Genomic DNA, 11255 nt, shown 5'->3' with positions numbered 1-11255 from the left:
GTGAAAGGAGTCTTGGCTCTTGGATATTCGTCGTAACCTGCCCTTGCTGATAACCATTTGTTTCCTAAGTCAGATGGGCGGATTCATGATCCTGCCCCTGTTTCCTTTGTTTATTGAGGAATTCGGCCTGTCCGGCTGGATGATGGGGGTTATTTTTGCGCTTTTTTATGTCGGGAAAGTGATTGGTGGCGTTCCTGCAGCGGCAATTTATAAGAAACTCGGGGGTAAACGCGCGCTCATCCTCATGCTGTTACTGCTCGCTGTCTGCATGGGTGGCTTCGCGATGTCCTCTGCTGCGGTGTTGTTCGGCCTGCTCCGACTGCTGCAAGGGCTGGCTTCCACCGGGCTTACCGTGGTCGTGCGTTCCATCATCGGGGATGGGGGTAATGTAGACAACCGCGGCCTGTACAATGGGTATATCAGCAGCAGTGAGGGTGGCGGAATGGTGCTCGGTCCGGTTATAAGTGGCTGGCTCGCGCTGCACTGGCCATTGTCGGTGCCTTTTTTACTCGTTACCGTATGTTGTCTGATGGCCGTGGTCGCTGCGATGGGGATAAAGACGACAGCACAAGCTAGAGCTACTCATGAATCCGGGAATACGTTAAGTGATCATCTAATAGAAGATCCTTCTGCGACGGTGACACAAGAACCTCTGGACTACTTAACACATTCAGTGCTCTCCACGGATGAAGTTGTTGTAGATTCCACCACAAGTGACTCCCACCCTGATACTACTATATCGACTGCCCCTCCTTTATCTTCATCACCATCTGATGCAAAGCATACTCAAGATTTGTCTACAGAGCTCACACAGCGTCAACAGCTTCTCGGCTACGGTACAGTACATTTTCTGGAGATGAGCGCCTATGCGGTATTCCTCACCTATTTTGCACTGTATGCAGCTCACATCATGCACTGGGACCCCTTTGCCACCAGTCTAGCCTTCACCGTATCCGGGATTTCTACGCTTGCCGCTGCACCCTTTGTTGGTTATCTCTCTGACCGGATGGGCGATCGCCTGTTGCTTTGCATGCTCGGCATGTTCCTGATTGGAATCGAAGTTGCTGTATTTCTAAGCACGTCCTCCCATCTATGGGTCTATGTTGGCATGTTGATTGGCGGGGTTGGCGGTGCATGTTACATGGACTCGTTCTTTGCTCATATTGGTGATCATATCCCGGACGAGAGTCGAAGTTCTGTCATAGGCAAAATTGTCTCTGCTGCCGAGATCGGCTCCATTGTATCTCCACTGGTTGCTGCGTTGCTTATGGAAGTTGGATCGCTGTACTCCGTGTTTGTGTTCAATCTGGTGCTGATTGCTGCTGCCATTGTAGTTCAAGCCGTGATGCGCAGTCGGTATCGATTGAAAAAGGGGTAGTCCTTCATTTGATAAAAAAGGATCACAAAAAATAACCCGCCTGCACAATTTAATGTGCAAACGGGCATTTCATTGGCGCATCCCCGGCCAGTGGCTGGGGATTCTCTACCTGTGCATTCTGCTGCTCACTGCTTCGCAGTTCTGCGGCAGATGCCACGCCATCTTTCAGGGTATACGCCTGATCCTGATGGAAAAAGTTCGGCTTCACAATCTCATTGCGATAGGAGCTGTGGAAAATATGCGTTGTCGCCGGAGATACCGGCGGAATCAGCCACACCCAATCCCCGGTCAGCTCACGCCCAGCCTTCTCTTCCCGCTGTTCAAACATCGCAAATTGCGCTGCCGCCGTGTGGTGGTCCACAATGCTCACACCTGCTTTTTTGAACGAATGCAGCACAGCGACATTCAGTTCCACCAAAGCACGGTCCTTCCATAATGTCGTTTCACTTGATGTATTCAACCCAAACGCTGCCGCCACCGCAGGCAGCTTGTTATAGCGGAACGTGTCCGCCAGATTACGGGCGCCAATCTCGGTACCCATATACCAACCATTAAACGGCGCTGCCGGGTAGGATATACCGCCAATCTCCAGACGCATATCGGCGATCATCGGCACACCATACCAACGCATACCCAGCTCAGTAATCTCCTTCTGCTCCGGGTGCTCAATCATCACTTCCACAATCTCTTCTTCGGGTACAACATACCATTCCGGAGCTTGTCCTTGTGCCTGTATAATGAGCGGTAACACATCATAGGAGCTACCTGCTCCCTGCCAGCCAAGTGTCATCGCCGCCTTCGTCAGTTCCACCGAAGCAGGGTCTCCAATAATGCCGTGCTCTGTCTCATATCCCGCATAACGAATGAGCTGATGATTCCAGAGCCGTATCGGAGTTCCTTCCGGTCCATCCGGTGGAAGGATGGTAATCATCGGAATCACTTTGCCTCCGTTGGATGCCACATGAATATGATTCAACACAGCATCCGCTGCCGTTCCAGCCGTATCGGCATGACGGGCATCCACGATCCGCAATTTATCCCAGAACAGCCGCCCGATGCAGCGGTTGCTGTTCCGCCATGCCATTTTACAACCCTGCTCCAACTCCTCTGTGGTATGCACATAGGTCCCCGTTACTTCGATCTCGCCCATAACGGCAACAAGCCGGGCCTGCGCGTCTTCACGCGAATGGCCCAGCTCTTCATAACATGTATATATAAACCGTTCAGCTTCTTCCTGCATTTGTTCCAGGTCTGACCGCATCATTCATTCCACCATTCTGTACATCATGAATGCCATCATTATACGGCAAGCGCACCGGTTTTGTAAGCGAACGGACACTTTGTTCACGGACTCTACATATCGTTGTCAGGATGAAGGGTGACTTTGCTTATTTGCCCAAAAATGCGTTTAACATCCAGACCTCTTTATCCAGGGCAGCGGTGAAGCCAATCAACATATCTTCCGTTGCGTTATCCTCTGCTTCTCCCGCTTCGTGAATGCCTTGATGAATCACTTCCACCATCGTACGCAGATCAGCAACCACCGACTCTACCATACGCTCAGCAGACAACTGTCCTTGTGCCTCTTCAATCGGAGACAGACGCAGCTGTTCACCCATCGTAGCCACTGGACGTCCACCAATAGCAAGCAAACGTTCTGCAACTTCATCCATATTTGCCGTAGCCAAGTTGTACAGCTCTTCGAATTTGGCATGTAGTGTGAAGAAATGAGGTCCTTGGACATACCAGTGGAAGTTATGCAGTTTCGTGTACAATACGGACCAACCTGCGATCTGACGGTTCAGGACCTCTTGAAGTGCTGTGGCGTTGTTAGCAAAATTGTTGTTTCTAGTTTGGATTGTGCTCATGGAATTTATCCCCTCTCGAATATAAAAATAGAATTTGAAAGATTGTTATGGACTACTTTGATTCGTTCCTTTAATTTAGACTTAATCTAAATCTTGTTTTAATTATAACACCGCATATACGGTTTGGAAAGGCTTTTGCACTGTCTTGTGAATGAAGATTTCATGAAGCACAGCTTCATAGAAACGTTGGCACAGGCAATTAGAAGATTGATGATTGCCAGTAAACTATTCCACAACGATTGGAGCTATGATAGACTCATCTGATTGGGTTTCCATATTTTTTTGGAGTAGGATGATACCCATCATAAGGATTGTTGCCATTGTAGGAAGTTAACTTAGTCACTATTACGGAGGTAAACATGAGGATATTTCAATTCAAACAAGAGTCCGGGAAGAAGATTACCAAATTTGATTCTAATTTCGTCATGTCACGTATTACGCAGACCGACAAAACAGCTCATATCGGATGTATGCACTTGCCTGAGGATGGAGTAGTAGGTTATCACCAAGCTGTGGTTCCTCAACTCCTTTTGATCGTAAGCGGAGAGGGTTGGGTTAGAGGTGAAGCAAATGAATACATCAAAGTGCATTGTGGCGAAGCCGTACTCTGGGATAAACATGAATGGCACGAAACCAAAACAGAAGCTGGACTCATGGCAATTGTAATTGAAAGTGAAGAGTTAGACACCTCATTATTAATGCCTCTATAGAAGGTGTAACGTAAGAAATGAAGTCCTTCTTTAACACCAAAAAGCAGACCTGCACCTAAAACGGTAACAGGACTGCTCCTTTCAACATATATATCCTTAAACTTATACAACCTCAAAAGTCAGAATACGACTGATTTCTTCATAGCTCGATGCTACAAAATGGGGTTGATGATCGGATTCCGGCAGCGCCTCCCGATGATTGAACCAGATAACCTTCCAGCCTGCATCCACTGCACCTACCACATCATTACGCCACGAGTCTCCGATGTAATAGCTGGAACGCGCATCTGTCCCGGACTGCTTACTCACATATTCAAACAACCTGCGATCCGGTTTCGCATAACCAGTCGTACCGGAGATGAAAATCAGATGCTCGTCCACGAGACTGAGCACATCCAGTGCTTCAAGCTTGCGGCGCTGATGCTCTCCTTCTCCATTGGTTATTAGACCAACGGTATGGCCTTCTGCCTGAAGCCTTCTAATCAACTCATATGCTCCTTCAAAAGGCACAATCTCAAACTGTCTGCTCAGATACTTAGCTTGCAGTTCTTCAGCCTGACCCGATTGTAGAGGGAGCCCGAACACTTCCATCGTCAACTCAAACCTCTGACGGCGCATTCGCTCTACTGCATCCGGTTCTGGTACAGCGGACAGATCTTCTTGAGCAGACAGCCAGTCACTATAATATCGAAAACGATGATAGGCCTCAGCATAAGGGAAATTATCCGGCAGGCCGAGAACGTCCTGCAAAGCGCCACGAAGCGGCTGCAAGTGATCATATAACGTATCATCCACATCGAAAAATATCGTCTTAGCATTATTTATTTCATTCATAATGGTTGTCTATCCTCCTGCTTTTGCGTCCAAACATTCTCTTCTTACTATATATGTATTCATTTGTCCCGTCCAAACCATGAAACATCATGCTATGGAGATACATTAATTCCATGTGAGAATAAGCCCATTATTCAGCTCGCATTAGATGATTGCTTCATTCCATTTAATGGAATACAATTATCTAATAACACATCAAAAACTAATTACTAAAAGGTGGAATAAGCGATGAATATTTCAGAAAAGAAATGCACGGATTGCGGAGGCACGTCTTTCGTACAAGCCTCGGACTTCATCAATCTTCGTCCATTGGATAAGAAATTGTCAATTGGTTCGGAAAGAGTATATACCGTTTGTTTGGATTGCGGGGAAGTGGTCTCCATTAAGGTGAAAAATCCAGAGAAATTAAAATAAGCGGGTTCGGATTATATATAATTACACGAACATGATAATACGATAATGAATCCGCGAAAAAGAAGCCTGGTTCACCTGAGTGAACTGGGGCTTCTTTTTCTAATAGATCACGCAAACGATATAATAACGAATAATCTAATGGATCATCGCAAGCAGACCACCAGATGTGTCTGTCACACTTAAACAATTAACGTTACAACCTTACCTGCATTCACATCAATCAGGCCATGGTCCGTAATCTTCAACGCGGGACTTACTGCAAGGGAATGAGTACTGATCGACATGATCGGGTTGTAATGTACATATCCAAGAGACAACATGGCTGCCCTCAGCTCCTTCACTTGATGGGACACCACTGCCAGTGGTTCTTCCGTCAAAATGCCACCTACGGGAAGTTCCAGATGGGACAACACCTTGCCGTCTTCCACCACACAGAAGCCGCCTTGGCTCGAAATTACGGTGTTAGCTGCCAATATCATATCTTCACGATTGCGTCCCACAACCAGCAGGTTGTGATTGTCGTGTGAATATGTCGTAGCAATAGCCCCGCGTTTGATGGTATCTCCACCGATCAGACCATGTGCATGATTGCCGTTCACGCCATAACGTTCAAAGGTTGCGATCTGTGCATATCCGCTTTCTTCCCAGCGCAATTCGCCATCCGAAGCCTGAACCGGTGCAATATGTTCTTCCACAAAAGTAGAACCATCCTTCACCATCATGACACGGCATTGGTACTCACCTTCACCAGCGAGATCAACATCTGATCCACTGACTTTCGGGTCGGACAACTGAATTGCAAAGTCTGCTGCGCCCAGCTTCTCCAACTGTACACTCTTATAGAAGTGAGGTGGAAACTGACCGGTGATCCGTTCCTGCTTATACGGTTCGTAATCGTCATAAGCTTTGCGGCCGTTTTTATACACCTGATCAATCGACAGATCCTCCAGGTTGGATACCAACACATAATCAGCCACTTTGCCTGGGGCAACACTGCCACGATCGGTCATTTTCATACGGGAAGCAGGGGTAGACGTTGCTGCATAGATCGCATCTTCCGGACGCATCCCCATCTGAATTGCCTTGCGTACGATATGATCCAGATGACCACGCTCCACCAGTGAATCCGGCATCACATCATCCGTTACAAAGCAGAAATGCTGTGCCACATCATGTTGAATCAGATACTCCATGACTTCGGGTGTCATCGATTTCTCCTGAATTTCAATAAACATGCCTGCTGCAATCCGCGCCTGTAATCCCTCAATGCTCTGATGGGTATGATCGGAATCGATACCTGCGTAGATCAGTCGATGCAGATCGAGCCCAAGCAGTTTCGGTGTATGACCTTCGATCACCAGATCGGGATAGTTTTTGCGAATATACTGTAAAATTTGGTTGGTCTTGCACTCCGGATCACGGATGACATCGACATAGTTCATGATCTCACCCAGACAGATGATCTCGCCAGTGGCGAGCAGCACGTCCATATCTTCGATTTCAATCGAACCACCTGTTGTCTCCATCGGGGTTGCCGGAACAGAGCTTGGGATTGCGTAGAACATGTCCACCGTCGTCTCCCGACTCGCAGCCATCATCTCCTGCACACCTTCCAGCCCAAACACATTCGCCATCTCATGCGGTTCCGCTACAATGGACGTTACCCCGCAGCCAATCAGACCATGGGAAAAGGTTTCCGGTGTCACCATCGTGCTTTCGATATGCAGATGGATATCGATCAAGCCAGGAATCATGTATCTTCCCCGCGCATCGATGACTTCGTCTGCCTGAATCATCTCCGGTCCACCGGGTCCAACATATAGGAATCTGCCGTCCAACACAGCGACGTTGTTCATTTCAAACCGTTTATAATAACTGTTATACACATGTACATTCACAATTAGTTGATCTGCACGCATGGGGCATAATCTCCTTCTTCACAAACATTTCACCACGATCCGGACTGGGCAATGAACCTGTACTTTAATCAGATATTCTGCACTTGATTGCGTACCTCTGCCTCGTCCGGAAAATCGCATGAAATGCTTTCTTTACTGCTCTTATTTCTTAATACTGTTCCTTACATTTACGACTACTCCACCAGTACAAGCTTGTCCTGTGGGAAAATCAGGCTAACACGCTGCCCACTAAGGTACGGTGTTTCCATCTCCTGATTTGCTGTAAAATCACCCAGCTCCGTCTCGATTACATATTGATAGCTGCGTCCAAGATACGTGCTGACCTTGATAATCCCCGGCAAAGCATTCACCACATCCGCAGAAGTATCTCCACTAACGATCAGATCATCCGGCCGAATCGCGCCTTTACGTGCACCGGGACGTGCTGTTCCGGGATGCGCAGTTGCTGTAAACGTGCGTCCACCTGCGGTCAGTGTGATCACTTCACCTGCATCCGTACGCTCAGCGAATTCAATGAAATTATGGAAACCGATGAATCGTGCTACAAACTCCGTGGCCGGATATTTGAAAATCGTTTCCGGGCGGTCGAGCTGCTCGACCACGCCTTTGTTCATAATCGCGACCTGATCCGAGATCGAGAAGCATTCTTCCTGGTCATGAGAAACATACAGCGTTGTGATACCCAGCTCTTGCTGAATCCGGCGAATCTCCACCCGCATATTGAGTCGCAGGTTCGCATCCAGATTACTGAGCGGTTCGTCGAACAAGAGCAGATCAGGCTCGATGACCAATGCGCGGGCAATCGCCACACGCTGACGCTGTCCACCCGACAGTTCTTGTGGAAAACGTTTCTCAAATCCATTCAGGTTAACCACCTCAAGGATTCGCATTACACGGGAAGAGATATCCTTGTCTTTTACCTTGCGCATCCGCAGGCCAAAGGCCACGTTGTCATAGACAGACAGATGCGGGAATAATGCATAACTCTGAAATACAAATCCGAAGTTCCGCTTGTTCGCCGGAACCTTCGTATAATCCTTGCCGCCGAACATAAACTTGCCCTGTGATGCTTCCAGAAATCCGGCGATGAGGCGCAGCGTAGTTGTTTTGCCGCAACCGCTCGGTCCGAGCAGGGAGAGCAGTTTACCTTTTTCCAGCTCCAACTGAAAATCCTTCAGGATTGTCTGCTTATCGTATGCCACGGATACGTGGTCTAATGTCAGCAATGCCATAGCGTTCTGCGCCTCCAATTAACGTTTAGTAAAGTATGAAAATCCGCCCATGATCCGTTCGATCACGAACATTAAGAGTCCGGTCAGTACCATCAATAGCATGGAAATCGCTGCAATCGTTGGGTCAAAGTAGTTCTCCACATACGTCAGCATCTGAATTGGCAATGTACTTACCCCTGGTCCGGTCATGAATACCGAGATGTCCACGTTGTTGAAGGACTCCAGGAAGGCAATCAGCACCGCCGCGATAATTCCTGATCGGATGTTGGGAAGCACGATCGTGAAGAACGTTCTTACCCGTCCCGCACCAAGACTCAGCGCTGCTTCTTCCACGGCGAAGTCAAAGCTCGACAGACTCGACGCGATAACCCGAATGATGAATGGAAGCATGATAATCGTATGACCGATCAACAGTCCGAGGTACATCGGCAGATGGTAGATTACGATCAGATATTTCATCAATGTAAATCCAAGCACGATTCCCGGGATCAGTACCGGAGACAGAAACAGTGCGTTCAGCACAGACTTACCTTTGAAATCGTAACGACTGAGTGCATACGCAGCCGGAACTCCAAGCACCAGTGCCAACAGGTTCCCCAGCAAGGAAATGATGATGGACGTCTGGAACGTGCGGAGGAAACCGCCTGTGTTGAAAATATTCTCATACCAGCGGAAGGAGAACCCTTCCGGCGGAAATTTGAGTACCGTTCCCGGTTCAAACGAAGTGATCGATATGATCAGAAGCGGGCCCAGCAGAAAGATAAAGACCAGCAGACTGAACAGGCCCAGCCCGATATGTTTCTCCCGCATATGTCTACCCCTTCGGATTTAAAGTTTTGGCCATTTTGTTCATGACACCGACCACGACAAATGTAATCACAATCATAATCGCGGCAACAACCGAGGCCAGATACCAGTCGTTGAGAGTCATGGCGTTCTGATACAGGAACGTAGCAATCACGCGCTGCTTGCCTCCAAGGAGGGCAGGTGTGGTATACGCCGTCAGGCTTCCGACAAAGACAAGCACGGCTCCGATCACAAGTCCTGGCACAGCCAGCGGGAATACAACCCGGCGGAATGCCGTAATGCGCGATGCGCCGAGACTTTGCGCTGCCTTGAGCAGATCACCGTCAATGTTCTCCAGCACGCCCACCAGAGAGATAATCATCAGTGGCAGGAACAAATGCGTTAGACCGATCATCATCGCTGCGGGCGTGTACAAAATGTCCAGCGGCTTGTCCACGATCCCCAGACCAACAAGGGTGTTATTAATCAGCCCTTTTCGTCCAAGAATGATCATCCAGCTAAACGAGCGCACGACCGGGCTCGTCAGTAGCGGGAAGATCGCCAGTGCCAGCAAAATGCCTTTGCGGCGTGGCGCTTTCTGCGAAATATAATAAGCTGTCGGGAATCCGAGCACCACACAGACGATAGTGGTGACCACGCTGACTTGCAGCGTCGTAAGCAATATTTTCAAAAAGTATGGGTCTCTGAAAAAATGCATGTATCCTTCAAACGTGAAGGAGTTTTCTTGGAAAAAAGTCGATCCGATCGTCAGGACAATCGGAATGATCATAAATGCCGCCAAAAACACGAATCCCGGCAGCAATAGCCAGTAGATTACTGATTTCTTCATCGCGATACTCCTGACTTGTAAAATGGTTTTATTCACACGTTTCACTGGCGCACATTTCAAAAATAAACGTCCATGTTTATCGCACCAGCCGTTCCGGTTACGAATCGTTCTTACGATCGCTGTTATCCTTGGATTTTCTTGATCTCCTTCTTAATAGAAGGAAAAATCCAAGGATAAAGGCGAACGCTTCGCTTCTTCAGAATCGATTTCGTCCCCTACACTACCAGCGAAATAGGTGAGTTGATTTTAGACTGAACTCCAATGCCGTGAAGTTCATAGCTACGCGTTTAACGCGTTGATAAACAGTTCAAGGAAGCTTTCTGCGTCTACGGTTTCGCAGACGAGGGTGTTGGGCTGCTCACCCAAACGGTTTTGGAAGTCGCATACCATCTGGCCATCGCACAGGCGGCTGGCGGTTTCAACATCCACGTAATACGATTTGCGTCCTACCAGCTCAGGGGCAAGGGCTACACCCACAGCTAGTGGATCATGTAAAGCGCAAGCTCGGACGCCGTTCATTTGTTCGTAACGGTCGATATAAATCTCTGTGCTTTGAGCAACGTACGCGCGCAGTGCAGGTTCAGTGAGACGTTCAATCGTTGCTTCATTCAGCAGTGTTTGACGCGTCACATCCAGTCCGACTTGAGTAAGCTTCTCGATGCCTGCGTGCAACACGATGCGGGCCGCTTCCGGATCGGCGTATGTGTTGTACTCGGCTGTCGGTGTAATATTGCCATGTCCGCGAACAACACCACCCATGAAGATGACTTCCTTCAATAAAGAAGGCAATTCAGGACACTTCATCAACGCGAGGGCCAAGTTCGTTAAGGGTGCGGTCATGATTAATGTCAGTTCGCCCGGATACAACTTGGCTTGCTCCACGATAAAGTCTGGCGCAAAACCTTCCTCAGCTTTCTTAGATACGGCCGGATCAGGCAGCGCACCGCCCAATCCGTCCTGTCCATGTACCCGGTGTTCATAATGAGACTTGCGAGTGAGCGGTCCAGCTGCTCCGGCAATGACCGGAATTCCAGGTGCACCCGCGAGTTCAAGAATTTTGCACGTATTCTCTGTTGCCTGCTGGAGTGATACGTTCCCACAGACTGTGGTGATGCCGAGAATGTCCAGCTTCCGGCTTTTGACGGCCAGCAAAATCGCCAGTGCATCGTCAATCCCCGTGTCCACGTCCAGAATGATGCGATTTTGCGCTTCACTCATCTGTTCTCAACTCCTATACGCTAATTGGTTGCTTGCTGCAAATGAT

11 protein-coding genes are annotated in these 11255 nt (G+C 48.5%); 3 read left to right on the top strand and 8 right to left on the bottom strand.

Features of this window, described 5'->3' with window-relative positions:
* Nucleotides 1–19 precede the first annotated feature (19 nt).
* Nucleotides 20–1378, top strand: coding sequence for an MFS transporter (locus FE296_RS17170; RefSeq protein WP_150365779.1), 1359 nt, complete (start codon nucleotides 20–22; stop codon nucleotides 1376–1378).
* Between the two features lie 49 nt (nucleotides 1379–1427).
* Here FE296_RS17170 and FE296_RS17165 read toward each other — a convergent pair whose 3' ends face one another.
* Together FE296_RS17165 and FE296_RS17160 are read right to left on the bottom strand one after the other, a co-directional pair.
* Nucleotides 1428–2639: a nitric oxide synthase oxygenase gene (locus FE296_RS17165; RefSeq protein ID WP_150365872.1), complete on the bottom strand. Its 1212-nt coding sequence runs from the start codon at nucleotides 2637–2639 to the stop codon at nucleotides 1428–1430.
* A 127-nt stretch (nucleotides 2640–2766) separates the two neighbouring features.
* Nucleotides 2767–3246: a Dps family protein gene (locus tag FE296_RS17160; protein ID WP_190945313.1), complete on the bottom strand. Its 480-nt coding sequence runs from the start codon at nucleotides 3244–3246 to the stop codon at nucleotides 2767–2769.
* A 359-nt stretch (nucleotides 3247–3605) separates the two neighbouring features.
* On the opposite strand from FE296_RS17160, the gene FE296_RS17155 reads away from it, so the two are divergent.
* A complete protein-coding gene (locus FE296_RS17155) occupies nucleotides 3606–3956 on the top strand; it encodes a cupin (protein ID WP_124116636.1) in 351 nt (116 codons plus the stop codon).
* 102 nt (nucleotides 3957–4058) lie between these two features.
* On the opposite strand, the gene FE296_RS17150 is transcribed toward FE296_RS17155, so the two are convergent.
* The gene (locus tag FE296_RS17150; protein ID WP_150365778.1) at nucleotides 4059–4790 is read right to left on the bottom strand and encodes an HAD family hydrolase; all 732 of its coding nucleotides are present in this window, start codon (nucleotides 4788–4790) and stop codon (nucleotides 4059–4061) included.
* A 228-nt stretch (nucleotides 4791–5018) separates the two neighbouring features.
* Here FE296_RS17150 and FE296_RS17145 point away from each other — a divergent pair, with 228 nt between their 5' ends.
* Complete coding sequence (locus FE296_RS17145; RefSeq protein ID WP_124116638.1) at nucleotides 5019–5204, top strand: hypothetical protein; 186 nt, start codon at nucleotides 5019–5021, stop codon at nucleotides 5202–5204.
* A gap of 179 nt (nucleotides 5205–5383) precedes the next feature.
* On the opposite strand, the gene FE296_RS17140 is transcribed toward FE296_RS17145, so the two are convergent.
* The 5 genes from FE296_RS17140 to FE296_RS17120 form a co-directional block, all read right to left on the bottom strand.
* Entirely contained in the window at nucleotides 5384–7123 is a 1740-nt protein-coding gene (locus FE296_RS17140) for an adenine deaminase (protein WP_150365777.1), read from the bottom strand.
* 173 nt (nucleotides 7124–7296) lie between these two features.
* Nucleotides 7297–8355, bottom strand: coding sequence for an ABC transporter ATP-binding protein (locus FE296_RS17135; protein ID WP_062836823.1), 1059 nt, complete (start codon nucleotides 8353–8355; stop codon nucleotides 7297–7299).
* An 18-nt stretch (nucleotides 8356–8373) separates the two neighbouring features.
* Nucleotides 8374–9165, bottom strand: a complete 792-nt coding sequence (locus tag FE296_RS17130) for an ABC transporter permease (protein WP_124116640.1) — start codon at nucleotides 9163–9165, stop codon at nucleotides 8374–8376.
* 4 nt (nucleotides 9166–9169) lie between these two features.
* Complete coding sequence (locus FE296_RS17125) at nucleotides 9170–9991, bottom strand: ABC transporter permease (protein ID WP_036612869.1); 822 nt, start codon at nucleotides 9989–9991, stop codon at nucleotides 9170–9172.
* A gap of 279 nt (nucleotides 9992–10270) precedes the next feature.
* A complete protein-coding gene (locus FE296_RS17120) occupies nucleotides 10271–11209 on the bottom strand; it encodes a nucleoside hydrolase (RefSeq protein ID WP_150365776.1) in 939 nt (312 codons plus the stop codon).
* Nucleotides 11210–11255 lie beyond the last annotated feature (46 nt).

This window comes from Paenibacillus sp. UASWS1643 (assembly GCF_008693195.1).
GTDB lineage: Bacteria > Bacillota > Bacilli > Paenibacillales > Paenibacillaceae > Paenibacillus > Paenibacillus amylolyticus_B.
Note: the sequence above shows the minus strand (reverse complement) of the source record. Positions and strands in the feature narration are given on the sequence as shown.

Excerpts from the sequence above, each read along its gene's own strand:
- FE296_RS17165 (WP_150365872.1), bottom strand. The coding sequence starts at position 2,639 with ATGCGGTCAGACCTGGAACAAATGCAGGAAGAAGCTGAACGGTTTATA.
- FE296_RS17160 (WP_190945313.1), bottom strand. The coding sequence starts at position 3,246 with ATGAGCACAATCCAAACTAGAAACAACAATTTTGCTAACAACGCCACA.
- FE296_RS17155 (WP_124116636.1), top strand. The coding sequence starts at position 3,606 with ATGAGGATATTTCAATTCAAACAAGAGTCCGGGAAGAAGATTACCAAA.
- FE296_RS17150 (WP_150365778.1), bottom strand. The coding sequence starts at position 4,790 with ATGAATGAAATAAATAATGCTAAGACGATATTTTTCGATGTGGATGAT.
- FE296_RS17145 (WP_124116638.1), top strand. The coding sequence starts at position 5,019 with ATGAATATTTCAGAAAAGAAATGCACGGATTGCGGAGGCACGTCTTTC.
- FE296_RS17140 (WP_150365777.1), bottom strand. The coding sequence starts at position 7,123 with ATGCGTGCAGATCAACTAATTGTGAATGTACATGTGTATAACAGTTAT.
- FE296_RS17135 (WP_062836823.1), bottom strand. The coding sequence starts at position 8,355 with ATGGCATTGCTGACATTAGACCACGTATCCGTGGCATACGATAAGCAG.
- FE296_RS17130 (WP_124116640.1), bottom strand. The coding sequence starts at position 9,165 with ATGCGGGAGAAACATATCGGGCTGGGCCTGTTCAGTCTGCTGGTCTTT.
- FE296_RS17125 (WP_036612869.1), bottom strand. The coding sequence starts at position 9,991 with ATGAAGAAATCAGTAATCTACTGGCTATTGCTGCCGGGATTCGTGTTT.
- FE296_RS17120 (WP_150365776.1), bottom strand. The coding sequence starts at position 11,209 with ATGAGTGAAGCGCAAAATCGCATCATTCTGGACGTGGACACGGGGATT.